Origin of the sequence: Pseudoalteromonas rubra, assembly GCF_005887115.1 — a bacterium.
In the GTDB taxonomy this organism is placed as follows: Bacteria; Pseudomonadota; Gammaproteobacteria; order Enterobacterales; family Alteromonadaceae; genus Pseudoalteromonas; species Pseudoalteromonas rubra_F.
On the sequence record NZ_PNCJ01000025.1, the window covers coordinates 38495 to 64436 of the forward strand.

The following is a 25942-nucleotide window of genomic DNA, read 5'->3' on the forward strand; positions in this document are numbered from 1 at the left end:
ATAATAATGGGCGTGAAAGTTGCCTTTTGACTTGAAATCACGCATTGAATGCTGAGATAATCCCCTCCTTAATTTTGGGGCCAGGTCGTTAGGCGGGGTTTTATTTCAAATTTTAGAGTTCGTTTGTACTAAAAAGATATGGCTGAGAAACGTAATATATTTCTGGTAGGCCCAATGGGGGCTGGTAAGAGCACGATTGGTCGTCACATTGCGGACCAATTACATCTGGAGTTCTTCGATTCAGATCAAGAAATCGAGCGCCGTACAGGGGCCGATATCTCCTGGGTGTTCGATATTGAAGGGGAAGAAGGGTTTCGTCGTCGCGAAGAGACCGTGATTTCTGATCTTACCGAAAAGCAAGGCATCGTATTGGCTACTGGCGGCGGCTCAGTCATCAGTAAAGAGGTACGTAACAAGCTATCTGCGCGTGGTATTGTAGTCTATCTTGAGACTCCAATTGAAAAGCAAGTAGCGCGTACACAGCGCGATAAGCGTCGTCCTTTGCTTCAAACAGAAGAGGATTCACGCGACGTATTAGTACGTCTGGCAAATGAACGTGAACCGCTTTATAAAGAAGTGGCTGATCACGTTGTACGCACAGATGAGCAAAGCGCCAAAGTGGTAGCGAATCAAATTATTGAGAAGTTAGATTTCTAAACATGTAGGCTAGATAGGAGGTGACAGCACATGCTTGAATTAAAAGTCGATTTAAACGAGCGTAGCTATCCTATCTATATTGGCCAAGATCTTCTCTCCGACAGGGGGCGGTTATTGCAGCACATTGGCAATGCGCGCCCCGTCATCATTAGCAACGAGACGGTTGCACCTCTGTATCTCGACAATTTATTAGTGCAGCTGGATGGTACAAATCCACTTCACTTCTGCATTCCTGATGGTGAACAATACAAAACTCTCGAGTGGTTTGAGCGCGTTAACGCATTCTTACTTGAGCATAATTGTGGCCGGGATACTTGCCTGATCGCTTTAGGCGGTGGTGTCGTGGGAGATTTGACCGGGTTTGTTGCTGCCTGTTATCAACGTGGTGTGCCATTTATTCAGATCCCCACAACCTTGCTATCTCAGGTTGATTCGTCGGTTGGTGGCAAGACGGCAGTCAATCACCCTTTAGGTAAGAACATGATAGGTGCATTCTATCAGCCCAAAGCGGTGTTTATTGATACCAACACACTAAAGAGCCTGCCGCCTCGAGAGTTTGCCGCTGGTATGGCAGAAGTGATCAAGTATGGCCTGATATACGACAAAGATTTTCTGACTTTGCTTGAAGACAATGTCAGGGCGTTGCAGGGTCTGAATACCGAGCGACTGGTGCAAGTAATCCATCGCTGCTGTGCCATTAAGGCCGAAATTGTGGCACAAGACGAGAAGGAAGCAGGGCTGCGTGCGCTGCTGAATTTGGGGCATACGTTTGGCCATGCCATTGAGGCGCAGATGGGCTATGGCGTTTGGTTACATGGTGAGGCCGTCGCTGCGGGCATGATGTTAGCTGCCCGTCTGGCGCAGCTAAGAGGTGCGTTGACAGTCAATGACGTGGCACGTATTGCTGCGCTGCTGGAAATGTATCAGCTACCGATTGCAGCGCCTGCATCTATGACAACGGCACAGTTTATTTCCCACATGCGTAAAGATAAGAAAAACAAGCAAGGTAAGATCCGCTTTATCATACCAACTGCGCTTGGCGAATGTCAGTTGGTGGACGACGTATCTGATGACACCTTAGGCCAGCTAATAGGGCACTGATGCAGTCGCAAATTTTACCGAGTCGGGCTGCCCTGGTCGACCGGATTGCAATGCAGTTTGAGTATGGGCAGAATCTTATATGTCTGGTTGGTAATTCCGGATTAGGTAAAAGCTATCTGGCTGAGTCTTTCATCACAGATAAATACCCTGAATTTAATAAAGCCTTTGTAAAGCTCAGCGCGCATACCAAAGACACCGAACTGGTTCAGCAATTATTAGAGAACAGTTTTCGCGCTCCCCTGGTTGATCATAAGTTGTCATTGAGTGAGAACTTTTTTGTTCTGTACAATGAACAACCCTGTGGTCCGTGTTTGTGGGTGATCGATGGTGCACGTCACCTCAGTGATGAACTTATCCAGGAACTTCAGTTGCTGGCGAAAAAAGCACCTGATACCTTATATATTTTGACTACAGGACAAGCACCAAAGATATTACCCGAGGCGCTGGATATTCACCTGGAACCCTTATCATTAACGGAAAGTCGTCGCTTGATGGCGATGTTTTTTCAAGAGCTTCCGCCGCAAGAAGATCCGATTTTCTCCACTTTTTTAAATGAGTCAGGTGGCAACCCCAGTATTTTGTTGGAATGGCAGCAAAATCAGCATCAACTGACACTCAAGTCTGAGCGGACAATAAGCCGTCGACAACTACGTGGTTTTTTGGGGGCATTTATTGCGATTGGTATATTATCGTTGGTAGCGGTGGTATATCAAAAAGACTGGGCAGACCTATTGCGCATGCAACAGGATGTTGAAAAAGCAGCTGTTACCCAGCTACCGCAGCCAACGGTGCTGACAACTCAAGAGGTATTGTCCGAGGCTGAGCAACCTAAACCTCAGACACAAGCCGAAGAAAGAGAGCATACTCAGAGCATAAGTCAGCATGATGTGAAGTCTATACTGGATGCTTTAACGTTGAGTGATACAGAGCAGAATACAGGTCAGAGTGTGCTCCCTGCACAAGACAAGGAAGGTGAGATAACACCCGTACCAGACTTGCAAAGTGTCGCTGATGTGCCAGCTGTTGCGCAGGTGCTTTCAGAGCAGGGGTCTCCCAACGACACCGCACAGCCAGTTATAGAAAACCAAGCACAGAAGCCAGACCCCACCGTTGAACCAGTACAGGTGGCAAATGATGCGCAGCCAGAGACTAAATCTGACAATGACTGGTTTATGACTCAGGACAGCAACGCATGGACAATTCAGTTGCTTGCTGTCACGGATCATACTGTAGCACGTCGCTATATCGAACAGCATAATTTGTCACAGATCCGAACTGCACAGGTGGTGCGAGCCGGGAAAGACTGGTGGTTTGTGACTGTCGCACCCTTTGCGACCTTAGATGAGGCAAAACAGGCGCGGGCTAATTTACCGGAAGCGGTATTAGCAGGGCAGCCGTTTTTTAAACGCATCGTGCAAATTAAGCAACAAATCCAACAGTCACAAACGCAAAAATAGTGTAGAATCGCGCTACTTTGGGGTAACTAGTCAGATCATGCAAAAAAAGACCAGAGCTTTTCTAAAATGGGCAGGTGGAAAATACGCCTTGGTGGAAGATATTACCAAGCGCTTGCAAGCCGCAAATGAAGAGGCCGAAACTCTGGTGGAGCCCTTTGTTGGGGCCGGTTCTGTCTTTCTCAACAGCCACTTTAAGCACTATATACTCAATGACATCAATGCGGATCTGATTAACCTGTACAAAGAGCTGCAACGCACACCGGATGAGTTCATCAGTGATGCCAAAAAGCTGTTTGTGGATCTGAATAACCATTCCGATGCTTATTATGCGTATCGTCAGCAATTTAATGAAAGTGTCGACGTATATGAACGAGCTATTCTGTTTTTATATATGAATCGCCATGGATACAATGGTTTGTGCCGCTATAATCTGAAGGGCATTTTCAATGTGCCGTTTGGTAAATATAAACGTCCCTATTTTCCGGAAAATGAACTGTATTTTTTTTCGGAAAAAGCACAGCAGGCCACATTTACCTGTCTGAGTTATGAGCAGGTTTTTAAACGTATCCCAGACAAAGCTGTGGTGTACTGTGATCCACCCTATGTGCCATTAAGCAAAACCGCTTCATTTACAGCCTATGCGAAAGGCGGGTTTAATCTGGATGATCAGGCACAACTTGCTAATCTGGCGGAAACGGCCGCATTTGAGCAGCATACCCCGGTGCTCATCTCTAACCATGACACTGTGCTAACCCGCAAAATTTATAGTCAGGCTAAGCTGGATGTGATTCAGGTAAAACGCACCATCAGTCCGAAAGGCACAGGCCGGAATCGGGTTGATGAGTTAATGGCCTTGTATCACGACGAACCTGCCGACATCTTGCTATAAATAGCGAGCACTTAGACTTATGGCTGCGAGAGCACCACTGAATTGACAAACCAAGCCAACACCAGCACCAGGAAAATAACAAAGCACACGGCAAGAAATGCAAAGGGCCAAAAGTGTTTCTGGCTGAAGTCGACGCGATATTTGGCCTGGCTTTGCACACCAAACATCGCAGCAAGTACACTCTGAATGAGTATGAAGAATCGTTCTGTCACGGCGTCCTGGCTCCTGTCTGAACTAAGTTACCGATCAAGTATAGTGTACAAATACAAGCTCGCCTGCGCTAAGTGTACTTGTACTCAATTAAAACTGTGAAAACTGACTTGACGTCTGCTCGTCATCAGAACCCAGTAACAATTCAAGTAGATCCAGATAATGGAATTGCCCGTTGCTACTGCCGCCAGTCAACCAAGCGTACCAGCTGGTATGTGATTGCAGCTTACATGCATTAACTTGCACATGCTGACTCACTTGAGTTGTAGAACATTGACACGTGTCGTGTTTTGCAATTAAGGCATCATCGCCGCTGAACGAAAACACGCCAGCAGACAAGATTACAGCAGCCGTAAGCAAAAGCGTCCGTGTTTTTAGCTGACCTAACATAACCATATCCCCAGTGAACAGTTATCTTTAAATAGTACACTATGGGTGATTATTAAACAATCGCTTTGTCTTGCAAAAGTTGCAATTACTCGCAAATGAGATTGCTGTGTACACCCAACAATCAGGTGTTTTTAACGCCCAGATGGGTTACAGTAGCCGCTGACATTTTGTTTCAGGGGGTAGTATGTCGCAGAACAATAATAAATCTGAGTTCTTAATTGCACCGTCCATTTTGTCTGCCGACTTCGCAAAGTTGGGTGAAGACGTTGCCAAGGTATTGGCTGCCGGTGCAGATGTTGTGCATTTTGACGTCATGGACAATCACTATGTCCCCAATCTAACGTTTGGCCCAATGATCTGTGAAGCTTTACGCAATTATGGTATCACCGCCCCGATAGATGTACATCTAATGATAAAACCTGTAGATAGCCTTATCCCCGCGTTTGCGAAAGCAGGGGCAGATATTATCACTTTTCACCCAGAGGCCAGTGAGCACATTGACCGCAGCCTGGGTTTAATCAAAGAGCAGGGTTGTGAAGCCGGTTTAGTACTTAACCCGGCAACACCATTGCACTATCTGGACTATGTCATGGACAAAGTGGATCAGATTCTACTGATGTCTGTGAATCCAGGTTTCGGTGGCCAGAGCTTTATCCCCCAGACACTCGATAAACTGCGTCAGGTACGAGAGCGTATTGATGCCAGTGGTCGGAAAATCCGTCTTGAAGTCGACGGTGGCATTAAAGTGGACAATATCGCCGAGGTCGCTGCTGCTGGCGCAGATATGTTTGTTGCCGGTTCGGCTATTTTTAATCAACCTGACTATCGGACGGTCATTGATGCGATGCGTACAGAGCTCGCTAAGGTAGGCTAATGCGATATCAGGGTATTTTATTTGATCTTGACGGGACACTGGTCGACAGCGCGCACGATTTGTATATGGCACTAAACCTGACGTTAACAGAAGTGGCGTTCCCTGTGGTCAGTCGTACTCAGGTTCTTGAGTGGGTTGGCAATGGCATTGATGTATTAGTGCTGCGTGGCCTTAGCGGTAGCAATGAGATCAACGCAGAGTTACCGCCGCGTCTGGTGGCAGAAGCGCAGGAACGATTTGCGGGTCATTATCGGGCGCTGGTTGGGCAGTATTCACTACTTTATGCCAATGTTGAAACGGTATTGGCTGCGTTCAGTCATGTCCCTAAAGCGGTCGTAACCAATAAAAGTCGGGAATTTACACTGCAATTACTCGATAGCCTCAACCTAAGCCAACACTTTGACGTGGTCGTGTGTGGTGACGACGGCTTGAAAAAGCCTGCAGCAGAGCCGCTTTTGTCTGCGTGTCAGCAATTAAATATCGATGCGCAAGATGCCATTATGGTAGGCGACTCGAAAAGCGATATTTTGGCAGCTCAGGCAGCCGAAATTCCTGTGATTGCGCTTAAATATGGGTACAATCAAGGACTGGATCTGGCAACACTCAATCCACAGTACCTCTGTGAGGGCTTCTTGGATATAATCCCCATTTTAAATCAACCTTAAACTAAGATAGGAGTAAAGGAACACCATGACTAAACCAGTAGTGTTAAGTGGCATTCAGCCAACCGGTGGTATGACAATAGGCAATTATGTGGGTGCCATTAACCAGTGGCTTAAGCTACAGGAAGATCATGATTGTTTCTTTATGCTGGTTGATTTGCATGCCATCACTGTGCGTCAGGAGCCAAGTGCCCTGCGTGAGCGTGTTTTAGATGGTATTGCGCTGTATGCGGCCTGCGGCATCGACCCTGAAAAGTCTGCGCTGTTTGTACAGTCGCAGGTGCCAGAGCATGCCCAGTTAAGCTGGGTGCTGAATTGTTATGCGCAAATGGGTGAACTGAACCGCATGACCCAGTTCAAAGACAAGTCAGCCAAGAACACCAATAATGTCAATGTTGGCCTGTTTTCATATCCGGTATTGCAAGCTGCAGATATTTTGCTTTATCAGGCTGATCAAGTACCAGTCGGTGAAGACCAGAAGCAGCATCTTGAATTAACTCGAGATATTGCAACACGTTTCAATAACTTGTATGGCGAAGTGTTCAAAGTACCTGAACCTTACATCCCTGAGCTGGGCGCACGGGTAATGAGTTTACAAGATCCATTGAAGAAAATGTCTAAATCGGATGACAACCCAAATGCGTATATTATGCTTTTGGACGAGCCGAAAAAGATTGAGAAAAAGCTTAAAAAGGCAGTGACGGATTCAGATGAGCAGGCGCGCATTTACTTTGACCGTGAAGAAAAGCCCGGCGTTTCTAACCTGCTGACTTTGTTGTCAGTGGCGACCAAACGTGATGTGGCGGATTTGGTGCCTGAGTACGAAGACAAAATGTATGGTCATCTGAAAAAAGACACCGCGGATGCGGTTGTGGCCATGCTGGAGCCGATGCAGGCACGCTTCAGAGAAATCCGTCAAGATCAGGCGCTGCTAGATCAGATCATGCGCAACGGTGCAGAAAAGGCCGGGGCCCGTGCTGAGAAAACGCTGAAAGCGGCATACGACGCCGTTGGGTTTATTCCGCGCCCGTAGCCATCAAGCTATAATAACAAAAAGCCAGCATATGCTGGCTTTTTGCTGTCTTAGGGGTTATACCAATTTGTTTAATTAAGTGTTCTATTTTGAGGCGAGAAAATAGGATCGATAACCAGGCAAAAATTTTGCTATTTAGCTGTTCTAAATGAGAAATTTTTAACGCCGTTAGCGTCATATTTGCTCCTTCAAATAGAACAGGCATTAAGTGAAATTGGTATTACATACTGCGACCACACCAGACGATTCTGCCTGCGATACCATGCTGCTGAGCATTGTCGGCCTGGATCTGCCAGGCAGGGTAATCCGGGTTATCACTCACAACGCTAATATGATCCCGGTGCTGTTGTAAGCGTTTGGCCATCAGACCATCTTCGGTTTGCAACACAAAAACACCGTGTTTGCTGGCATCGCGCTGACTTAAATCAACCAGTACCATGTCGCCGTGCTGCAGAGTCGGTAGCATACTGTCACCACGAATAGTAACAAACGCCAACCGGTCACTATGTACACCCAGCTGAGTACTTAACCAGCGCTTATTGAGGGCAAACTGCTCAGTGATGTCTTCACTGCCATTGATGCTACCAAAACCGGCACTGGCTTCAACGTCTAGCTTTGGTACCATCAGCATATCCTGCCCGCCTGAGAGCGTGCCGTGTTCAATAGGCTGTTCGCCAGTAAGCAACCAATTCAGATCGATACCAAACAGGCTGTACAAATGCTCCAGATAGGCGACGGATGGTCGGCTAAGACCACGACAGATACGATAAATATGCGACGGTGATTTGCCGGTAAGTAGCGCAAACTGACGCTTGTTTCCGGCACTAAACTGGTCGATTAAGGTAATAAACCGACGCGAAAATGCTGTGCTCATGACACCCCATACAGGTTACAATGAAGAAAGGGGCTCAGAGTACTTGTCTCTTAGAAGGGTGTACAGCCCAGACAGTCTGATTGACTACTATCTGCTCAGGTATCATGCACATAGTTAAGCAATTGTGCGATCTTAAACCACTAAAATTTAGGTTCGTTTGGTTAGGGTTTCAGATAGGTGTTGGGTCGGAAGCGCTACTCCCCTGTATTTAAAAATAAGCTCTACCGTTTTAGATATTGCCGGGGAGTTGTACCAAAGTACTTCTTAAACGCGCTGTTAAAAGCCGAGCTGGATTCGAAACCCAGTTGCTGGGCGATGACCTGTTGGGTTTCACCAGCGGTGAGCATTTCCACCGCACGCAGTGCTCTGAGTTTTTGTTTCCATTGACTAAAGCTCATGGCAAAGCTTTTATGAAACAGCCGGTTCAGTGTTCTGGCAGATGCGCCGACCTGTTCACCCCATTGCTCTAAAGTCCGTGTACAGCCCGGGTTAGAATACAGTTCACTGACAATTGGCAGCAGTCTCTGATCATCCGCCTTCGGAATAAAAAACGCACTGGTGGGCGCCAACTCCAGTCTGTCGATAAACACCTGAATAAAGCGCTCGGTTTTTTCATCGAGCAGATAGTCCTCGGGCCAGGTGCAGATGGTCAGGAGCATTTCTTTGAGCAGGGTATCAACCACCAGGGTTTTCGCCTGGTCGCCTAGTATCTCAGCATACTTTTCATCGATATAGACACTGCGAAAGTGTCCGCCATAGCGGCAGAAGGTTTCATGCTCCAAATTGGGTGGGATCCACAACGCTTGTTGCGGTGGAATAACGAAAGTGCCCTGTGGCGTGAAAATGGTCATGACCGAATCACTGATGTACGTGATCTGTCCCCAGTGATGGCTATGTGAGCGCACATGCTCATTGGCGGGCATAGTGGTAGGTCGGGGGAAGACGGGTCTGCCTAGTGTCTTACGTTTAAACCGACTGGACACACTACGCCAGGAAGCATCTGTCCGATTTGATAAACTTTGTGTCATGATTTTCCATATTAGCCAGCGTGCCTAGCTCATATACTAACCGGGCTAATAACGGCAATCAATGTGCTTAAGGACTGTGAATGAAAAACCCAACCCGACTCTTTGTGCCCACGCCGATGAGTTTTATGGTATTGGCAACCATCGTCATGGCAATGACGTTTTCTGCATGGAATGCCTTACTCAATAACTTTGCGATTGAACAGGCCGCGTTCACTGGTGCGCATATTGGCATGTTGCAGTCACTGCGTGAAGTCCCCGGATTCCTGGCGTTTACGGCGGTATTTGTGTTGCTGGTGTTGAAGGAGCAAACCTTTGCGCTAGTGAGTTTATGCTTGCTATCAATCGGGGTTGCACTGACGGGGTTTTTCCCCAGCGTATATGGGCTGTATGCCACAACAGTGCTGATGTCGATCGGCTTTCATTATTTCGAAACGCTTAATCAGTCGCTGAGTCTGCAATGGTTCTCTAAGGAAGAAGCGCCGGAGCAGTTAGGTCGGTTGCTGTCGATTAAATCTATGGCCTCTTTGGTCACCTTTGGTCTGATCTGGGTAGCGTTTACCTGGCTGGCCACCGATTATGTCTGGGTGTACTTACTCTTCGGCGGTGCCGGGCTGGTGCTGACGCTGTTTATGGCAGCGACACACCCTCAATTTGTTCAGCAGGCGACCCAGCATAAAAAACTGATCCTGAGAAAGCAATACAGCCTGTATTACGTTCTGACTTTTTTCTCGGGCGCTCGTCGACAGATCTTTATGGTGTTTGCCGGCTTTTTAATGGTTGAAAAATTTGGCTTCGATGTAGCTGAGATCACGGCGTTGTATATGCTTAATCACGTTGTGAATATTTTTGTGGCCCCGAAAATCGGCAAGATGATCAATCGTATTGGTGAGCAAAAAGCGCTGACTCTGGAGTATTCAGGTTTAATATTGGTATTTGTGGGTTATGCGCTGGTGGAGTCGGCCCAGCTGGCGGCGGCGCTATATGTGGTGGACCATATCTTTTTTGCCATGGCCATTGCACTGAAAACCTACTTCCAGAAAATTGCTCAGCCGGAAGACATTGCGGCCACTGCGGGTGTCAGCTTTACCATCAACCATATTGCCGCCGTGGTGATCCCAGCCAGTTTTGGGGTAGTGTGGCTGTATGATAAGTCTCTGGTGTTTTACTTTGGTGCGGCACTGGCGGGATGCTCTTTGCTGCTGAGTCAGTTTATTACGCCGCACTTGAAGCGCGTGGCTGCCTGAGATAAAGCCGCCCATTGCGGGCGGCTCAATTGAGAGAAAAAAGTATCGACTTAAAGGGCCTTAAAACGGATTGCTGTACCGCCGCTAGTGGCCAGCTTTAGCGTTAAAGTATCGTTTGCAGTAACAATCTGTTTTTGAATGCTCAGCTCATAGGGGTTGTGTTTCCACTCTGCTTTTGGACCATCCTGATAGATTTGCGCTTCGAAGCGCTGACCCGGCTCAAGGAAGTCGAGTTTTACGTCAATGCTTCTGGCGTGCTCGTCGGTGATGGCACCTAAATACCAGTCTTTGCCTGAGTACTTGCCGCGTTTACGCTCTTTACGGGCAAACACCACATAGTCACCAACTTCTCCAGCTAGCGCGACACTGTGCTCCCAGTCTGCCGGAACGTCTTTGATAAACTGGAAGGCATCAGCTCTGGCCAGGTAGTTTTCTGGCAAGTCGGCAGCCATTTGTACGGGGCTATACAGCACCACATAGAGTGCCAGTTGTTTTGCCAGGGTGGTTTGTGGCCGGTTGGTTTTGTCACCCAAACCATTAAAACTCATATCAAAAATGCCCGGAGTGAAGTCCATCGGGCCGGACAACATACGGGTGTAGGCCAGCATAGTGGTATGCTCGGGCGGGTTAGGCGGGGTGCCCCAGGCATTAAATTCTTGGCCGCGAGCGCCTTCTCTAGTCAGCCAGTTCGGGTAGGTGCGACGCAACCCCGTATCCTTAATTGGCTCATGGGTATTGATGCTGATCTTATGCTTAGCTGCCAGTTTCACATTGTCCAGATACTCATTGACCATAAACTGACCGTCGTGCCATTCAAAGCGGGCATGGCCACGTTCATCGATGCGTTTGATGTTACCGCCATCTGCCACGTAGCCGGTTTTTACTTGTCGGACACCTGCTTTTTCGTAAAGGGCAAAAGCGTCGGCCATTTGGTCACGATAGTTGCTGACATTACCTGACGTTTCATGGTGACCTATCAGGCGGGTACCCACCCGTTCGCCATGTTTGGCAATAGCATCTAAATCGAAATCCGGATACGCCTCGGTAAAGCTGAAGACATCACCATTGAAGAACCAGTCGCCGTCCCAGCCGGTGTTCCAGCCTTCCACCAGTACGCCATCAAAGCCATGCTTGGCGGCAAAGCTCAGATACTCTTTGGTACGCTCTGTGGTGGCACCATGTTTGTCACCACTGCCCCAGGTGTTTTTGCCGATGTGCATACCCCACCAGATCCCCAGGTATTTACCCGGTTCTACCCAGGAAACATCACCTAGCTTATTTGGTTCGTTAAGATTCAGGATCAGGCGGGAGTTGAGCAAGTCAGTAGCCTGTGCGCCCACCTGGATCGTCCGCCAGGGGGTGTTAAACTGGCCGTTGGTTTTTACTGCAATACCATCAGACCAGGGCGTCAGGTCGCTGATAAATGTACCGGGACGACGCTGGTTCAGGGTCATCGCAGCATAATCGACCAGGGCTGCTTCGTGAATACTGACGTGTATGCCATCTTTGTTCTTTAGTGTGAACGGGGTATGGACATGGGCCGCGTCGTGAAGTGGGGTGGTTTTATACGTGTACTCGTAACGATTCCAGCCGCGGGCCGGGATCCACCAGGCGGTGGCTTTATCGCTGTCAGCGACAGTAAACTCGGTCAGCTCCCGGGTAATATAACGGGCAGAATCGTGTGCAACCTCGTAGCGAAAACCAATGCCGTCATCAAACACCCGCACTCTGAGCTGATATTGGGTCTGTTTTGACTGGCTATCTGCCAGAGTCACAACCAGTTCATTATGATGGTCACGTACTTCTCGTGCCTCACCCCAGGGTTGTTGCCAGCGCTTATCCGCGTTATTGCGCTGGGTGCTGCTGATAGTCAGGCCATCACGCAACGATGGTGCCCGGGCAAAATCAAATCCCAGCTTGGAGGGCGCGATCACCGCCTTGTTATTGAACGTGACCTGGTAGCTGGGTTGGGTATTATCATCGCTGATCTGAAAGGTCAGTTTACCGTCGGGGGAGCTGACACTGTGTGTCGCAGCCTGTGTGGCACCGGTAAATAAACCGGCGACGAATGTGGCTGCAATGCCTGTTGCTGAGAAGACTAATCGCATAAACTATCTCGGTTGCAAAGTTGAGTGAGCGTTTAGCATACTGTTATCTTCAATGGGGTATGAACTTTCTGCATACGTATTCAGTTTGAAAATGCGATGAATGGAAACTAACAGTCGTCCGGTCTACATCTGTGGCCTATACTAAATTCATGCTGCAAGGAACTTTCAGGCAATGATTCAATTAAAACATATTCTTAGTACTGCTTTGGCTGCCTTAGCTCTGGCCTCAATCAGTGTGTATGCTGCAAGTGAGCAGGTCTCGGTACATTTAGTAGATAAGCAGGGAAAGGCGCTCCCAGGTGCGGCTGTGTGGTTGACAGGTCAGGGGTTGAGCGCTGATCAGGCGGTTTTAAAACAAAGTTATAAAATGGGTCAGAAAGACCGGGCGTTTACCCCGCACTTGCTGATCGTGCCTAAGCAGGCCGAAGTGTCTTTTCCTAATTATGACTCCATTTTGCATCATGTTTATTCCTTCTCTCCGGCTAAAACCTTTGAATTTAAACTGTATCGTGATCAGCCGCAGACCCTGACATTTTCAGCTACCGGTGCAGTGGAATTAGGCTGCAATATTCACGACTGGATGCTCGGTTATATCCTAGTGGTTGACTCTACGCACTTTGCTGTAACTGACGAGCAAGGGGTCGCGCGTATCTCGCTTCCCACAGCGCAGCTCACTGATGTAGTCTTGAAAGTCTGGCATGAGGGATTTATGGATTTGGATAGCCCGGAAAGCAACTCGCTATCGACGATAAAATCCGGTGATAAGATTAGCATTCAATTGAATCAGGCACTTGGCATGTTTCAGGACGATTTCAGCGATGAGTTTGATGATTATGAATAAACCATTTCAATGGCTGTTATTAGCCGGGCTTAATGCGGTGGTTATCAATGCGGCACAGGCGCAAGGCTTTCAGTATAAAGGGGCTATTCAGGCCAGTTGGAAAAGTAGCAGTGAGTATGCTGCCTGGTATAACCGGGGTGTGGCAGTTAATCGTTTTGGCACTGAGTCAGAGCGATTCAATTTGAGCCGTGGCGTGCTCGATCTGCGTACAGAATTAGGGAGCAAATGGTCACTGTTAGCCAGTGCACAATATGTCCCCGATCCTGATAACAAAGTCGGATTTACTGAGTTATTTGCCCAATACCATACCCTGAATAAAGGGCCCTGGCAGTGGCAAGGCCGGGTAGGCGGGTTTTATCCCAGAATGTCACTGGAAAACCCGGATATAGGCTGGTCATCTCCCTACAACTACAGCTACAGTGCAATTAATGCCTGGTTGGGAGAGGAGATAAGAGCCTTTGGTACCGAAGTGAGCTTTAAACGCAGTGACAGCCGATTACCGAGACGACAGCGTAACGGTCATAACTGGGAGTTAGTTGGCGCCTTGTATAAAGGGAATGACCCTGCGGGCACTTTGCTGGCCTGGCGTGGCTGGGCGGTGCACGACAGACAAAGTGTGTTCAATGAAGCTATTGCATTTGCGCCCATTAATGCCTTAAACGCACCGCCGCTGGCTAAGCAGGCGTGGCGAACCGAGCCTTTTACTGAGGTAGATGGCCGCTTTGGCTATTACGTTGGTGCACACTGGGATTATCAGAAGCGTCACACTGTGCGCCTGTATTGGTACGATAATAACGGCGACCCCAGTGTGTTAAACTACCACACCGGACAATATGCCTGGGATACCAAGTTTTTCAGTGCGGCCTATCGTTATAAGATCACTCGCGCTACGCATCTTATTATGCAGGCTATGGCCGGTAATACGGCAATGGGGATTAAACGTGGGGTTGATAACGATTTCAGCAGCCAGTTTATTCTGCTGACCCATAAATGGCAGGACTATCGCATCAGCGGCAGGCTGGAGCAGTTTGATGTCAAAGATCGTGATTTCTGGGAGTTTGACCCGAATACCAGTGAAGGCGGCGCGATTACTGTGACCGGGCGCTGGCAGGTTTCTGAGCGTTGGTATGTCGGTATGGAATTCCAATACCTGGAATCTAAGGTAGCAAACCGAGCCGACTTTAATGTACCGACGCGACAAATTGAACAGTTGTGGCGCGTTAGTGGTGAGCTGCGCTTTTAACAGCGCAGCCAGAAAATACATCCGGATTAGTCACAAAGGCGATTTAAGCCATTGAGGGCTGCAACCCGATAGGCTTCAGCCATGGTTGGGTAGTTGAAGGTGGTATTGACGAAATATTCGACATTATTGCCTTTACCTTTTTGCTCCATAATGGCCTGGCCAATGTGAACAATCTCAGAGGCTCGTTCGCCAAAACAGTGGATCCCGAGAATTTCTTTGCTTTCAGCATGAAACAGCAGCTTGAGAGAGCCAACTTCGGTGCCGGTGATCTGTGAGCGTGCCAGGTGTTTGAACTGGGCACGGCCGACTTCATAAGGGATCTTGGCGGCGGTGAGTTGTTGCTCGGTTTTACCCACTGAGCTCATTTCCGGAATGGTGTAAATACCGGTTGGAATGTCGGTGATTAAACGGTCATCACACTTGCCATGCACGATGGCATGGGCGGCAATTCTGCCCTGATCAAAGGCGGCACTGGCAAGGCTTGGATATCCGATTACATCACCTACGGCATACACATTGTCTATGTCAGTCTGATAATGTTCATTGACTTTGAGCTGGCCACGACCGTCTGCTTTGAGGCCGATAGCATCCAGATTTAGCGCATCGGTATTACCCGTTCGACCATTGGCCCACAATATACAATCTGCCTTGACCTTTTTTCCGGATTGCAAGTGTAATACGACACCTTTGTCCTGGGTTTCAACCTTAGCAAATTCTTCATTGTGGCGGATCACAATACCGCTGTTCCAGAAGTGGTAGCTCAGTGCATCGGAGATCTCGTCATCCATAAACGACAGCAGTCGATCGCGGGTATTGATAAGATCGACTTTGGCGCCCAGGCCCTTAAATATAGACGCATACTCACAGCCAATGACCCCGGCACCATAAACCAGCACCCGTTGCGGGTTGTGGGTCAAATCTAAAATGGTGTCACTGTCATAGACGCGAGGATGGTCAAAGTCGACGCCAGGTGGACGATAAGGACGAGAGCCGGTGGCAATGACAATGGTTTGCGCGGTCAGCAATTCTTTGGAGCCATCCAGATGCTGCACCTGGATCGTATGCGCGTCAACAAAGGTGGCATCGCCCTGATAGAGGTGGATCCGGTTGCGGTCGTAGAAGCTGGAACGCAGGCTCGATTGTTTGCTGATCACATCACTGGCGTGATGCAAAATATCCTGAAAAGTCAGTCGCTGCGGACGTTCGCTAAAGCGAAACAGGGGGTTGGCTTTATATTCTATTAAACGGCTGACGGAGTGTCGCAGTGCTTTGGACGGGATAGTGCCCCAGTGTACACAGCCACCTCCTACGTCTTTTTGTCGCTCAATGACAGCGACCTTGCGGTTGCTTTTTGACAGGTTCATGGCTGCACCTTCACCGCCGGGACCCGTACCAATGATGATGGCATCATATTGATAGGATACGTCCTGGCGGGGTGCTTTTGTGGAGGTTTTCTTAGTCACGGCCTCACCTTAAATAATTACTTGTGAGGCCGCTTCGGGGTTAGCTGGTGGCGCCCTTTAACAACCTCGAGTTTAATGCCAGCCATGCTTGCTTTTGTGTCTGCCAAGCCTGTTCCAGTTCTTGATACTGCTTTAACAGGGCAGATTGCTCGCATTGTTCGCGCATGGCATGCTTTTTCGTTTCCAGTACCTGCTTTTGCACGGCACAGAAGTGCTGAAGCTTTTTCAGCAGTAAATCATACTCTTGTTGTAACAATGTAAGCTTATCCTGCGCCAAAGGCAATTTCGCCAGGGTAACTTTAGTCTTATTCAACAAGGTTTCTGCTTTGGCTTTTTCGATCCGTTCAATAGGTGTGCGTTTGAGTTTACTGGCCAGGCCCAGGTAAGACAGACCGCGGATCATCCACTTAGTTGGATCATAATGATACCAGCGAATGCCATTACGATAATCACTGGCAAAAATATGGTGGAAGTTATGGTAGCCCTCACCATAGGTGAGTAAGGCCAAAAAGCCATTATCCCGGGCAGTGTTTTTCTCGGTGTAAGGGCGCTTGCCCCAGATATGGGCCAGTGAGTTGATGAAGAAGGTGAAATGCTGGCTGAGCACCAACCGCAACACGCCAGCTAACAGTAGCATGCCAAATACGTCTCCCAATATCAGGCCCAGCATCAGTGGGATACCAATATTAGTCAACAGGACTAATTTGAGGTAGTGCTTGTGCTGCCACATCACAATCTTATTGCGCTGTAAGTCACGGGCATTGCTGTAATCGCCATAGCTTTCACCCTGATAATCTCTGAGCATCCAGCCGATATGGCTGTACCAGAAGCCGCGTGTAGCGGCATAGGGGTCTTTTACGGGGTCGTCTACCTGGCCGTGGTGAACCCTATGATCACTGCTCCAGTGTAGTGCACTGTTTTGCAGCGCAAAGGCGCCGCCAAGCGCAAAGAAGACCTGAATAGCAGGATGGGCATCGTAGGCTTTGTGTGCCCATAGCCGATGGTAACCCGCGGTAATCGACATACCGGCGTAAAACATACAGCCTACAAAAGCGATCCAGTGGGTGGTTGTATAGCCATACTCAAAGCCATACCAAGGCACCAAAGTAATTGCAGCAAGAAAGGACAGACTAAAGAACAAAACATTAGTCCACAATAAAGGGGGTTTTTTCATCTTTTAAAATCTCAGCGTACACTTGTACGCTAAAATAGTATTTCAAAGTTGCGCCGTCAAGTATTAGACTGCCCCTAATGTTGATCTGAGCTAATAAATTATAGGAACTGCGATCATGTCAGGTGTTCGTGCCCAGCAAAAACAAAAGACCCGCCAGGCGCTGATTGAGGCGGCGTTTAATCAGCTCAGTGCCGAGCACAGCTTTACCAACCTCAGTTTGCGGGAAGTTGCCCGAGAGGCAGGCATTGCTCCCACGTCGTTTTATCGCCATTTTAAAGATATGAATGAGCTTGGATTGACCATGGTCGATGAAGCAGGCCTGACCTTGCGTCAACTGATGCGTCAGGCGCGGCGCCGAATTGCCAAAGGAGGTGGAAGTGTGATCCATACTTCGGTGCTGACCTTTATGGAATTTATCGAAACTTCCAGTAACCAGTTTCGTTTGTTGCTACGTGAACGCTCAGGGACTTCACCTGCATTCAGGGCTGCGGTGGCCAGAGAGATTAAACACTTCATTATGGAGCTGTCGCATTATCTGGAAACTGAAACCCCTTGTGATGCGAATCATGCCTATATGCAGGCAGAAGCCATGGTAACTCTGGTTTTCAGCTCCGGGGCGGAAGCACTCGACCAGGATGCCCAGCAGCGCGCAGAATTAACCGAGCGGTTGATCTGGCAACTCAGATATATAGTGAAAGGGGCGTCGGGTTATCAAAAAGAGAGTCAGTCACAGACTGCACCAAAAGTGGCTGGCCAGTAGCAGCCACTCCTTGTCTTTGGGCCTGATAAAAGGCGGCTAATTAAGTTTGACTATGAAATCACAAGGATAGCGCAGTATGCTACTTATGATAGACAATTATGATTCATTTACGTTCAATTTAGTGCAATATTTTCAACGCCTTGACCAGGAAGTTGTGGTACATCGCAACGACACGCTTTCGGTCGCAGATATCCGTGCACTCAATCCGGACCACATTGTGATTTCACCAGGACCGTGCTCACCTAATGAAGCAGGGGTTTCACTCTCTGTGGTTGATGCATTTCAGGGTCAAATTCCCATCCTGGGGATCTGTCTTGGTCATCAAACCATAGCACAGGCACTTGGTGCGAAAGTCGTGCGGGCGAAGCAAGTGATGCATGGCAAAACCTCCACGCTGGTACATAACCAAGGGGGAGCCTTTAACGGGTTGCCTGAACGATTTGAGGTGTGCCGATATCATTCGCTGGTGGTGCAGCACAACAGTTTACCAGACTCGCTTGAAGTGACAGCCTGGACGCAAAATACGGCGGACGAACTAGATGAAATCATGGGCTTATGCCATACTGAGCGAGCGTTGGAAGGTGTTCAGTTCCACCCTGAAGCCATTCTTACCGAGCATGGCCTGCAGCTACTTGATAACTTTATAAGTCGCTTCTAACCTTAAAAAAGTAATCCAGACAATACCAAAAAAGAACATAATTGATGACTGAAGACATTAGGCAATCTCGGATAGCACAAGCTCTGGCAGAGCGTGCCCATGATGTACTAATAAGCCATAACTTTGCTCAGCAGCAGATCGGCTACATTCATACTTTTGATATGAATTTCGGTGAGCGCATACCGCAACGCACTATGCTGGAGGTGGAGCTTGCTGCGGCCACAAAACGTCAGGAGCGCAGTACCAGTCATCATAAGTACATTGCTAAGGCCAGTACCCACCTGCATCAGGTTATCGAGTCCGCTATCAATACGCAGCTGGAAGATTTAGACACGATTTACCACGAAGTAGTTGGGATCCAGGAAGCGGTACCAACTGTGCTGGATATTCTGGCAGTGAAATCGGCGTCAGTTGGCCGTCTAGAGCCTCTGGTTAACGACTTGTCCTGGCTGGGTCGAGACCTGGTGTCTTTGGTTAATCTGCCTCAGTATCGTAAAAAGAGTGCCAAAGGCACGACGGTCAAAGTCGACACACCTGCACTGGCATTGCGTTATCTGGGCCTGGAAAACCTGCAAATGGTGATCCCCACCTTCGCGATGCGTCACTGGATGCCGCATTCAACTGAGCCTTTCCCACTGTTGAAGCGTAAATTGCGCGATATGAGTATGGCAACTGCCATCGCCGCTAAAACACTGGCCCCACTGTACGATGTAAAAGAGCAGCATGCGTTCACGCTGGGGATGTTACTGGATGTCGGGAAAATTGCGCTGACACGGTTGTACTTGCGCACCTTTGAGCGGGTCTGGCAAGGTAAAGTGAAAATTGCTCGCGATAAAAAGCAAAAAGATCTGCATACGGCACTGGTTGGTCTGGAGCCAGATCCCTTGTTTCTGCGCAACTTGTTATTGGAGCACTCGGCAACGGTGTCACAGTATCTGATTGAGCGTATGGAGTTCCGTTACTTGCCGTTTAATGCGGCGATGGAAGAGTTTGCGCAAAGCTATCTGCCAAAGTCGCATAATAATGCTACTGAGCAATTGCCACTGACCCAGGTGGTGCGTAAGGCATACTGCTATGCCCAATATCAGGTACTTAAGGACACCCACTTACTCGAGCCTGATGAAGCTAAAGACTGGCTCGCCTTCAATCAGCTCAACACTGAAGAGCAGGATCTGCTGTCAAAAACAGCACTACAAAGCCTGCAATTGACAATTCTTTAAAAAAAGCCACACTTTTTTCCCGCTTATTCATTCATTCCGGGCAAGTGAGGGATCTCAGTAAACACCTTGAAGTTATAGGGGCGTTAATTATGGGCGCCTTAATAGTTATTCACTGAGATTGCAATTATATACTAATCCCTTGAATATCAAGGGCTAGAGCGGTGTTTAATATGAGACAAATGCGCTTTTTTTTGAAATAATGAGCGTATGAATTTTGCACCAATTGGGAAAAATTCAGGTCTTTTACATCGCTGTCGCTGAGATTTCATGTATCACTGCCTGCCCCGGTTGAGTGCTGTACTCACCAAAATGAGGAATCAAAATGACTATCAATCGTGAACTTTTCGATCAGGTAATGGTGCCTAACTATTCACCTTCTGCAGTGATCCCGGTCAAGGGTCAAGGTGCGCGCGTATGGGACCAAAATGACAAAGAATATATCGATTTCGCGGGCGGTATCGCAGTAAATTGTCTGGGTCACTGTCACCCTGCATTGGTTGCAGCGCTGAAAGAACAGGGCGAGAAAATCTGGCACCTGTCGAATGTCATGACCAATGAGCCGGCACTGCGCCTGGCGAAAAAACTGACTGATGCGACCTTCGCAGACAAAGTTTATTTTGCGAACTCTGGTGCAGAAGCCAACGAAGCCGCGTTAAAGCTGGCGCGTCGTTGGGCACTGGACAAATTCGGTGAGCAAAAATCACAAATCATCGCATTCAATAAAGGCTTCCACGGCCGTACTTTCTTCACTGTGACCGTGGGTGGTCAGGCTGCGTATTCAGATGGCTTTGGTCCTAAGCCGGGCGATGTTGTACACAGCGACTACAATGATCTGGCAGCACTGGAAGCACTGATCTCAGACAACACCTGTGCGGTAATGATGGAGCCACTACAAGGTGAAGGCGGTATCATTTCACCTGAGGCAGATTTCGTGAAAGGTGTACGTGCTCTGTGTGATAAGCACAATGCGCTGTTGATCTTTGATGAAGTGCAAACCGGTGTTGGCCGTACTGGCGACCTATATGCGTATCAGGGACTGGGTGTGACACCTGATATCCTGACTACCGCTAAAGCGTTGGGTGGTGGTTTCCCAATCGGTGCGATGATCACAACCGCTGAGATTGCAGAACATCTTAAAATTGGTACCCACGGTTCTACTTATGGTGGTAATCCGCTGGCATGTGCGGTTGCAGAAGCGGCGCTGGATACAGTGAATACCCCTGAAGTACTGAATGGCGTTAAAGCCAAAGAAGCACTGTTCCGCGAGCTGCTGAACGAGATCAACGAGAAGCACCAGGTGTTCAGTGAGATCCGTGGTAAAGGCTTGTTACTGGGTGGTGTACTGAACGACAAGTATCAGGGTAAAGCGAAAGAATTCCTGGTAGAAGGTATTAACCAGGGCGTGATGTCTTTGGTTGCCGGTGCAAACGTTGTGCGCTTCACACCGTCTTTAGTTATTCCTGATGCGGATATTCGCGAAGGGATGGCACGTTTTGAAGCGGCTGTAGCCAAAGTGGTTGCGAACGACGCCTAATACCTGTCGGTGACATGTGGGTCGCACTTAATGTGCGACTCAGCTATCTACATTTTTTGAGGAGTAAGCGGGCTCATGATGATCCTTCGCCCAATCCAGAAAAGCGATTATTCAGCGCTTTTGAACATTGCCCAGGAGTCGGGGCATGGCTTTACTTCATTGCCGGTCAATGAAGAATTGCTGCAAAACAAGATCGAACGTTCCGTTGCTTCATTTGGCAAAGAAACAGATGTACCTTTTGATGAAGGCTACTTATTTGTACTTGAAGACAGTGAAACAGGCGAAGTCGTTGGCACCAGTGCCATCGAAGCTGCAGTGGGTCTTGATGATGCCTTCTATCACTACCACTTAAGTAAAGTGATCCACTCATCGCGGACGTTGAATGTTTACAAAGCAGTGGATATTCTGACCCTGTGTAATGACTACACCGGTGCCACTGAGTTGTGCACATTATTCCTGCGCGATAAATACCGTCGCGGGCTGAATGGCAAGTTATTGTCTAAGTCACGCTTCATGTTTATTAACCAACATCGTGACCGTTTTGCGGACACTGTGATTGCTGAGATGCGCGGTGTGTCTGATGAGAATGGTGACAGCCCATTCTGGCAGTGGCTGGAAGAGCACTTCTTCTCGATGGACTTCCCGACTGCGGACTACCTGACCGGCATTGGTCAAAAAGTCTTTATCGCCGAGCTGATGCCTAAGTACCCTATCTACGTTAATCTGCTGAGCAAAGAAGCCCAGTCAGTGGTGGGTGAAGTGCATGACAACACGCGCCCGGCGATTGAACTGCTTAAGAGCGAAGGTTTTACGTTTAATGGCTATGTCGATATTTTCGACGCAGGTCCCACGGTAGAAGCCAAAGTTGACAACATCCGCACAGTGCGCGAAGTACGTAAGTACACAGCGCGCATTGACGAAGCGATGCAGATTGACGCAGAAGGTTCCCCCGTCATGATAGCTAATGATAAACTAGCGGGATATCGTGCGACGGCACTGACGTTAACGCTGCCAGAAAAAGCAACAGAAGTTGCCATCCCTGGTGCGGTGGCGAAGGCCCTGCAGATCGCTGACGGTGACACCGTTAGTATTGCAACTCTTTAATTGGGAAAGAATTATGACAACACACGCAGCACAATTTATCAATGGTGAGTGGCGCTTAGGTGAAGGCGCAGCATTTGCGTCGGTAAACCCGGCCAATAACGAAGAGATCTGGCGTGCCAATGCGGCAACGGCAGAGCAAGTTGACGGTGCCGTAAAAGCGGCCCGCGAAGCCTTCTACAGCTGGGGTGAGCTGGCATTTGAAGAGCGTCTGACTGTGGTTAAGCGCTTTGCTGAACTACTGAAAGAAAACAGTGAAGCACTGGCTGTGGCCATTGCACAGGAAACCGGTAAGCCACTGTGGGAAACGCGCACTGAAGCGGGCGCCATGGTTGGTAAAATCGCGATTTCTGAAAAAGCCTATCATGAGCGTACTGGCGTGGTTGAAAACCCCATGCCAGTGGGTCGTGCGGTTATTCGTCACAAAGCGCACGGCGTAGTTGCGGTATTTGGTCCTTATAACTTCCCGGGTCACCTGCCAAACGGTCATATTGTACCGGCCCTGCTGGCGGGTAACACGGTGATTTTCAAGCCTTCAGAATTGACGCCTTATGTGGCAGAGCTGACGTTGAAGCTATGGGAGCAGGCAGGTCTGCCAAAAGGTGTGATCAACCTGGTACAGGGTGAAGTCGAAACAGGTAAAGCCCTGGCGTCACACAAAGGCATCGATGGCTTGTTCTTCACTGGTTCTTCACGTACCGGTCACCTGTTACACGAGCAGTATGCAGGTCAGCCTGGCAAAATTCTGGCACTGGAAATGGGTGGTAACAACCCATTGATCGTGAAAGATGTTGCTGATACCAAAGCAGCCGTTCATGACATCATCCAGTCAGCGTTTATCTCTAGCGGTCAGCGTTGTACGTGTGCGCGTAAACTGTTCCTGCCAGAAGGCGAACAGGGCGATGTGATCCTAGCGCAACTGCTGAAAGCCACTAAAGCGATTAAGATCGGTGATTATGATGCCGAAGATCAGCCGTTTATGGGCTCAATGATCTCTAACAATGCCGCTGCTGGTATGGTTGCTGCACAGCAACAGCTGGTTGAGCTTGGTGGTGAGATCCTGCTTGAGCTGACACACACTGAAGGCACGGGTTTTGTAACGCCAGGCATCATTGAGTGTACTAAGGTCACTGATTTCCCTGATGATGAGCACTTTGGCCCGTTACTGAAAGTATTCCGTTACAGCGATTTCGATGCCGCAATTGAAAAAGCGAACGACACCAGCTTTGGTTTGTCTGCAGGTTTACTGGGTGATAACCAGGCCGATTATGAGCACTTCCTGCGTCGCAGCCGTGCAGGTATCGTGAACTGGAACCGCCCGATCACAGGCGCATCCAGCGCCGCACCATTTGGTGGTATTGGTGCATCTGGTAACCACAGAGCAAGTGCTTACTATGCAGCAGACTACTGTGCATACCCGGTGGCTTCGGTTGAGCTGGACAAAGTGACTTTGCCAGGCACCTTGAGTCCGGGCCTGACTATCGAGTAAAATCTTACTCAGAGAGAATAAATACTTATTTTCTCATCCTTTAGTATTGAAAAAAGCAGCCAAGCGTCAACTCGGCTGCTTTTTTGTTGGTCTGCAAATATCAAAAGTAGCAATCAAAACTAGTTTCTGCTTAAATCAATAGGAGATGTCATTGATACATTCAGGTGGGCAATATATGGTTTTAGATAAACAAGGATACGATGAGTTAGTCATGTACCTAACGCAACACTTAGCCTTGTTTGAGAAGCCGGGTGTGGTGAAAGCCAATGCACCTAAGGTGTTGGAGTTAATAGAAGATGTGATTGCTGAGCATGTGATCCGCCTCTGTGAGCAACATACCGGATTGACGACCGAACAACGTAGCCTGATAGTCAGAGAAGTTGACGGCATTGTGTATGATTTGCAGGAAGTACTCTCCAGCGTCACTGAGCAGCGCGTCACTGAAGAACAAAGAGAGTTTATTGAGGAATTCGCCGGGTTGGTGAAAAACCTGTTCGACAATGCAATAAACTGACGCAGTCGTGGCTGCTATGTATCAAATATAACACCGCCTATTGGCGGTGTTATTAGTTTTAGGAACTCGAGGAATAATAAACATGCAAGCAAGTGTGAAGTGGGTTGACGGAGATACCTTTATTGGTCGCTCTCATTCTGGTCATAATGTGGTATTCGACGCAGGCGCTGATAGCGCAGCGCCCAGCCCGATGGAAATGGTACTGATGTCGGCAGGCTGCTGTTCATCTGTAGATGTTGTCAGTATTCTGAAAAAAGCCAAGCAGGACGTCAGTGATGTCACTGTAGAGCTAACTGCAGAGCGCGCTGAGAGTGCCCCTAGAGTATTTACCAAAATCAATCTACACTTTGTGGTGACTGGCAATAATGTGGCTGAAAAGCATCTGGCACGGGCCGTACAATTGTCTGCTGAGAAGTACTGTTCTGTGGCCTTAATGCTTGAAAAAGCAGTAGAAATTACCCACAGCCATGAGGTGGTTGAAAACAGCGCAAAATAGTGCTTTTTCGAGACGCTATTTTCGTATAAAATCCGCGAACTTTTATTTCTGCAGCGCAGATTTTCACGTTTTAAGGTGGGTCTATCGTGAACAAGCCCTTTGATAAAATTAAACTCCACGGCTTTAACAACTTAACTAAGAGTTTAAGCTTTAGTATCTATGATATTTGCTATGCCAAGACCGAGCAGCAGCGCAAAGAATATCTGGAATACATCGATGAACAGTATAGTGCTGACCGTCTTACCGACATTCTGCGCGATGTTGTCGATATCATTGGTGCCAATGTACTGAATATTGCCCGCCAGGACTACGACCCGCAGGGTGCCAGTGTCACCATCCTGGTATCGGAAGAGCCAGTTGAACAGCAGACATTCGACAGTAATGAAACACCAGGTCCATTACCGGATTCTGTGGTTGCGCATCTGGATAAAAGCCATATTTGTGTTCACACGTATCCAGAAGCACACCCGCACGATGGTATTTGTACTTTCCGTGCTGATATTGAAGTATCGACCTGTGGTATTATTTCACCACTGAAGGCACTGAATTTCTTGATTCACAAGCTGGAATCAGATGTGGTTACCATTGATTACCGAGTGCGTGGTTTCACCCGCGATGTCAACGGCGTAAAACACTACATCGACCATGCTATTCATTCTATTCAGAATTACATGACCGAAGATACCAAAGAGGCGTATCACATGGTGGATGTGAATGTGTATCAGGAAAATCTGTTCCACACTAAGATGATGCTCAAAGAAACTGATCTGAACACCTATTTATTCGGCATCACAACCGATGATCTGGATGCAGATGAGGAAGATCAGATCCGCGAGCGTCTGAACCGCGAGATCCAGGAAGTGTTCTACGGTCGAAACCTGCCGGAATAACCAGCTGGTGCTATCCATATCGATATAAAAAA

General features: G+C 48.4%; 27 protein-coding genes. 19 read left to right on the forward strand and 8 right to left on the reverse strand.

Annotated features, from left to right (window positions below):
* Positions 1 to 138: 138 nt before the first annotated feature.
* Genes aroK through CWB98_RS16645 form a run of 4 tightly spaced genes read left to right on the forward strand, consistent with a single transcriptional unit; the run spans position 139 to position 4104 of the window.
* Complete coding sequence (aroK, locus tag CWB98_RS16630) at positions 139 to 657, forward strand: shikimate kinase AroK (RefSeq protein WP_046004932.1); 519 nt, start codon at positions 139 to 141, stop codon at positions 655 to 657.
* A gap of 30 nt (positions 658 to 687) precedes the next feature.
* Positions 688 to 1758: a 3-dehydroquinate synthase gene (gene aroB, locus CWB98_RS16635; protein WP_138545878.1), complete on the forward strand. Its 1071-nt coding sequence runs from the start codon at positions 688 to 690 to the stop codon at positions 1756 to 1758.
* The gene (locus CWB98_RS16640) at positions 1758 to 3215 is read left to right on the forward strand and encodes an AAA family ATPase (protein WP_138545879.1); all 1458 of its coding nucleotides are present in this window, start codon (positions 1758 to 1760) and stop codon (positions 3213 to 3215) included. The genes aroB and CWB98_RS16640 overlap by 1 nt, the downstream gene beginning before the upstream one ends.
* Positions 3216 to 3252: 37 nt before the next feature.
* Complete coding sequence (locus CWB98_RS16645) at positions 3253 to 4104, forward strand: Dam family site-specific DNA-(adenine-N6)-methyltransferase (RefSeq protein WP_138545880.1); 852 nt, start codon at positions 3253 to 3255, stop codon at positions 4102 to 4104.
* A 17-nt stretch (positions 4105 to 4121) separates the two neighbouring features.
* Here CWB98_RS16645 and CWB98_RS16650 read toward each other — a convergent pair whose 3' ends face one another.
* Entirely contained in the window at positions 4122 to 4316 is a 195-nt protein-coding gene (locus tag CWB98_RS16650) for a DUF2970 domain-containing protein (protein ID WP_138545881.1), read from the reverse strand.
* An 88-nt stretch (positions 4317 to 4404) separates the two neighbouring features.
* Complete coding sequence (locus CWB98_RS16655; protein ID WP_138545882.1) at positions 4405 to 4704, reverse strand: hypothetical protein; 300 nt, start codon at positions 4702 to 4704, stop codon at positions 4405 to 4407.
* Between the two features lie 184 nt (positions 4705 to 4888).
* Here CWB98_RS16655 and rpe point away from each other — a divergent pair, with 184 nt between their 5' ends.
* From rpe to trpS, 3 genes are read left to right on the forward strand one after another with little or no spacing between them, the layout of a single operon-like run.
* Positions 4889 to 5578: a ribulose-phosphate 3-epimerase gene (gene rpe, locus CWB98_RS16660; RefSeq protein WP_138545883.1), complete on the forward strand. Its 690-nt coding sequence runs from the start codon at positions 4889 to 4891 to the stop codon at positions 5576 to 5578.
* Entirely contained in the window at positions 5578 to 6243 is a 666-nt protein-coding gene (locus CWB98_RS16665) for an HAD-IA family hydrolase (protein ID WP_138545884.1), read from the forward strand. The genes rpe and CWB98_RS16665 overlap by 1 nt, the downstream gene beginning before the upstream one ends.
* 25 nt (positions 6244 to 6268) lie before the next feature.
* Positions 6269 to 7273: a tryptophan--tRNA ligase gene (trpS, locus tag CWB98_RS16670; protein WP_138545885.1), complete on the forward strand. Its 1005-nt coding sequence runs from the start codon at positions 6269 to 6271 to the stop codon at positions 7271 to 7273.
* On the opposite strand, the gene CWB98_RS16675 is transcribed toward trpS, so the two are convergent.
* The 3 genes from CWB98_RS16675 to CWB98_RS16685 form a co-directional block, all read right to left on the reverse strand.
* Positions 7257 to 7451: a hypothetical protein gene (locus CWB98_RS16675; RefSeq protein WP_138545886.1), complete on the reverse strand. Its 195-nt coding sequence runs from the start codon at positions 7449 to 7451 to the stop codon at positions 7257 to 7259. The genes trpS and CWB98_RS16675 overlap by 17 nt on opposite strands.
* A gap of 42 nt (positions 7452 to 7493) precedes the next feature.
* Positions 7494 to 8147, reverse strand: a complete 654-nt coding sequence (locus CWB98_RS16680) for an XRE family transcriptional regulator (RefSeq protein WP_138545887.1) — start codon at positions 8145 to 8147, stop codon at positions 7494 to 7496.
* A gap of 221 nt (positions 8148 to 8368) precedes the next feature.
* Positions 8369 to 9175, reverse strand: coding sequence for an AraC family transcriptional regulator (locus CWB98_RS16685; protein ID WP_138545888.1), 807 nt, complete (start codon positions 9173 to 9175; stop codon positions 8369 to 8371).
* 80 nt (positions 9176 to 9255) lie between these two features.
* Between CWB98_RS16685 and CWB98_RS16690 the strand changes: the two genes are divergently transcribed.
* Entirely contained in the window at positions 9256 to 10419 is a 1164-nt protein-coding gene (locus CWB98_RS16690; protein WP_138545889.1) for an MFS transporter, read from the forward strand.
* Between the two features lie 50 nt (positions 10420 to 10469).
* Here the strand turns inward: CWB98_RS16690 and CWB98_RS16695 are convergent, their stop codons facing one another.
* The gene (locus CWB98_RS16695) at positions 10470 to 12527 is read right to left on the reverse strand and encodes a glycoside hydrolase family 97 protein (RefSeq protein WP_138545890.1); all 2058 of its coding nucleotides are present in this window, start codon (positions 12525 to 12527) and stop codon (positions 10470 to 10472) included.
* Between the two features lie 172 nt (positions 12528 to 12699).
* On the opposite strand from CWB98_RS16695, the gene CWB98_RS16700 reads away from it, so the two are divergent.
* Both CWB98_RS16700 and CWB98_RS16705 read left to right on the forward strand, forming a co-directional pair.
* Positions 12700 to 13368 (forward strand): methylamine utilization protein, encoded by a 669-nt coding sequence (locus CWB98_RS16700; protein WP_138545891.1) that lies wholly within the window; start codon positions 12700 to 12702, stop codon positions 13366 to 13368.
* Positions 13361 to 14611 (forward strand): hypothetical protein, encoded by a 1251-nt coding sequence (locus tag CWB98_RS16705; protein WP_249364701.1) that lies wholly within the window; start codon positions 13361 to 13363, stop codon positions 14609 to 14611. Before CWB98_RS16700 ends, CWB98_RS16705 begins: the two co-directional genes overlap by 8 nt.
* A 26-nt stretch (positions 14612 to 14637) precedes the next feature.
* Here CWB98_RS16705 and sthA read toward each other — a convergent pair whose 3' ends face one another.
* Together sthA and CWB98_RS16715 are read right to left on the reverse strand one after the other, a co-directional pair.
* Positions 14638 to 16074, reverse strand: a complete 1437-nt coding sequence (gene sthA / locus CWB98_RS16710) for a Si-specific NAD(P)(+) transhydrogenase (RefSeq protein ID WP_138545893.1) — start codon at positions 16072 to 16074, stop codon at positions 14638 to 14640.
* Positions 16075 to 16114: 40 nt separating this feature from the next.
* Positions 16115 to 17248 (reverse strand): acyl-CoA desaturase, encoded by a 1134-nt coding sequence (locus CWB98_RS16715; protein ID WP_054016951.1) that lies wholly within the window; start codon positions 17246 to 17248, stop codon positions 16115 to 16117.
* Between the two features lie 115 nt (positions 17249 to 17363).
* Here CWB98_RS16715 and fabR point away from each other — a divergent pair, with 115 nt between their 5' ends.
* The 9 genes from fabR to speD all read left to right on the forward strand — a co-directional run bounded on the left by fabR (position 17364) and on the right by speD (position 25910).
* Complete coding sequence (fabR, locus tag CWB98_RS16720; protein WP_054016950.1) at positions 17364 to 18008, forward strand: HTH-type transcriptional repressor FabR; 645 nt, start codon at positions 17364 to 17366, stop codon at positions 18006 to 18008.
* A 76-nt stretch (positions 18009 to 18084) separates the two neighbouring features.
* The gene (locus tag CWB98_RS16725) at positions 18085 to 18666 is read left to right on the forward strand and encodes an anthranilate synthase component II (protein WP_138545894.1); all 582 of its coding nucleotides are present in this window, start codon (positions 18085 to 18087) and stop codon (positions 18664 to 18666) included.
* 44 nt (positions 18667 to 18710) lie between these two features.
* Positions 18711 to 19886 carry an HDOD domain-containing protein gene (locus CWB98_RS16730; protein ID WP_138545895.1) on the forward strand — a complete coding sequence of 392 codons (1176 nt, stop codon included), beginning with the start codon at positions 18711 to 18713 and terminating at the stop codon, positions 19884 to 19886.
* 322 nt (positions 19887 to 20208) lie between these two features.
* Entirely contained in the window at positions 20209 to 21420 is a 1212-nt protein-coding gene (locus CWB98_RS16735) for an aspartate aminotransferase family protein (protein WP_138545896.1), read from the forward strand.
* A 75-nt stretch (positions 21421 to 21495) separates the two neighbouring features.
* Positions 21496 to 22524 carry an arginine N-succinyltransferase gene (gene astA, locus CWB98_RS16740; protein WP_138545897.1) on the forward strand — a complete coding sequence of 343 codons (1029 nt, stop codon included), beginning with the start codon at positions 21496 to 21498 and terminating at the stop codon, positions 22522 to 22524.
* Positions 22525 to 22537: 13 nt separating this feature from the next.
* The gene (astD, locus tag CWB98_RS16745; protein WP_138545898.1) at positions 22538 to 24010 is read left to right on the forward strand and encodes a succinylglutamate-semialdehyde dehydrogenase; all 1473 of its coding nucleotides are present in this window, start codon (positions 22538 to 22540) and stop codon (positions 24008 to 24010) included.
* 175 nt (positions 24011 to 24185) lie between these two features.
* Positions 24186 to 24524, forward strand: coding sequence for a DUF3802 family protein (locus CWB98_RS16750; protein ID WP_046004953.1), 339 nt, complete (start codon positions 24186 to 24188; stop codon positions 24522 to 24524).
* Positions 24525 to 24606: 82 nt separating this feature from the next.
* The gene (locus tag CWB98_RS16755) at positions 24607 to 25020 is read left to right on the forward strand and encodes an OsmC family protein (RefSeq protein WP_054016944.1); all 414 of its coding nucleotides are present in this window, start codon (positions 24607 to 24609) and stop codon (positions 25018 to 25020) included.
* Positions 25021 to 25106: 86 nt separating this feature from the next.
* On the forward strand, positions 25107 to 25910 hold the full coding sequence (gene speD / locus CWB98_RS16760; RefSeq protein ID WP_138545899.1) for an adenosylmethionine decarboxylase: 804 nt from the start codon (positions 25107 to 25109) through the stop codon (positions 25908 to 25910).
* Positions 25911 to 25942 lie beyond the last annotated feature (32 nt).

Excerpts from the sequence above, each read along its gene's own strand:
- CWB98_RS16665 (WP_138545884.1), top strand. The coding sequence starts at position 5,578 with ATGCGATATCAGGGTATTTTATTTGATCTTGACGGGACACTGGTCGAC.
- astA (WP_138545897.1), top strand. The coding sequence starts at position 21,496 with ATGATGATCCTTCGCCCAATCCAGAAAAGCGATTATTCAGCGCTTTTG.
- CWB98_RS16705 (WP_249364701.1), top strand. The coding sequence starts at position 13,361 with ATGAATAAACCATTTCAATGGCTGTTATTAGCCGGGCTTAATGCGGTG.
- CWB98_RS16680 (WP_138545887.1), bottom strand. The coding sequence starts at position 8,147 with ATGAGCACAGCATTTTCGCGTCGGTTTATTACCTTAATCGACCAGTTT.
- trpS (WP_138545885.1), top strand. The coding sequence starts at position 6,269 with ATGACTAAACCAGTAGTGTTAAGTGGCATTCAGCCAACCGGTGGTATG.
- rpe (WP_138545883.1), top strand. The coding sequence starts at position 4,889 with ATGTCGCAGAACAATAATAAATCTGAGTTCTTAATTGCACCGTCCATT.
- CWB98_RS16700 (WP_138545891.1), top strand. The coding sequence starts at position 12,700 with ATGATTCAATTAAAACATATTCTTAGTACTGCTTTGGCTGCCTTAGCT.
- CWB98_RS16715 (WP_054016951.1), bottom strand. The coding sequence starts at position 17,248 with ATGAAAAAACCCCCTTTATTGTGGACTAATGTTTTGTTCTTTAGTCTG.
- CWB98_RS16645 (WP_138545880.1), top strand. The coding sequence starts at position 3,253 with ATGCAAAAAAAGACCAGAGCTTTTCTAAAATGGGCAGGTGGAAAATAC.
- CWB98_RS16750 (WP_046004953.1), top strand. The coding sequence starts at position 24,186 with ATGGTTTTAGATAAACAAGGATACGATGAGTTAGTCATGTACCTAACG.
- aroK (WP_046004932.1), top strand. The coding sequence starts at position 139 with ATGGCTGAGAAACGTAATATATTTCTGGTAGGCCCAATGGGGGCTGGT.
- CWB98_RS16640 (WP_138545879.1), top strand. The coding sequence starts at position 1,758 with ATGCAGTCGCAAATTTTACCGAGTCGGGCTGCCCTGGTCGACCGGATT.
- CWB98_RS16685 (WP_138545888.1), bottom strand. The coding sequence starts at position 9,175 with ATGACACAAAGTTTATCAAATCGGACAGATGCTTCCTGGCGTAGTGTG.
- CWB98_RS16655 (WP_138545882.1), bottom strand. The coding sequence starts at position 4,704 with ATGTTAGGTCAGCTAAAAACACGGACGCTTTTGCTTACGGCTGCTGTA.
- aroB (WP_138545878.1), top strand. The coding sequence starts at position 688 with ATGCTTGAATTAAAAGTCGATTTAAACGAGCGTAGCTATCCTATCTAT.
- astD (WP_138545898.1), top strand. The coding sequence starts at position 22,538 with ATGACAACACACGCAGCACAATTTATCAATGGTGAGTGGCGCTTAGGT.
- CWB98_RS16730 (WP_138545895.1), top strand. The coding sequence starts at position 18,711 with ATGACTGAAGACATTAGGCAATCTCGGATAGCACAAGCTCTGGCAGAG.
- CWB98_RS16695 (WP_138545890.1), bottom strand. The coding sequence starts at position 12,527 with ATGCGATTAGTCTTCTCAGCAACAGGCATTGCAGCCACATTCGTCGCC.
- CWB98_RS16755 (WP_054016944.1), top strand. The coding sequence starts at position 24,607 with ATGCAAGCAAGTGTGAAGTGGGTTGACGGAGATACCTTTATTGGTCGC.
- fabR (WP_054016950.1), top strand. The coding sequence starts at position 17,364 with ATGTCAGGTGTTCGTGCCCAGCAAAAACAAAAGACCCGCCAGGCGCTG.
- CWB98_RS16675 (WP_138545886.1), bottom strand. The coding sequence starts at position 7,451 with ATGACGCTAACGGCGTTAAAAATTTCTCATTTAGAACAGCTAAATAGC.
- CWB98_RS16690 (WP_138545889.1), top strand. The coding sequence starts at position 9,256 with ATGAAAAACCCAACCCGACTCTTTGTGCCCACGCCGATGAGTTTTATG.
- CWB98_RS16735 (WP_138545896.1), top strand. The coding sequence starts at position 20,209 with ATGACTATCAATCGTGAACTTTTCGATCAGGTAATGGTGCCTAACTAT.
- CWB98_RS16725 (WP_138545894.1), top strand. The coding sequence starts at position 18,085 with ATGCTACTTATGATAGACAATTATGATTCATTTACGTTCAATTTAGTG.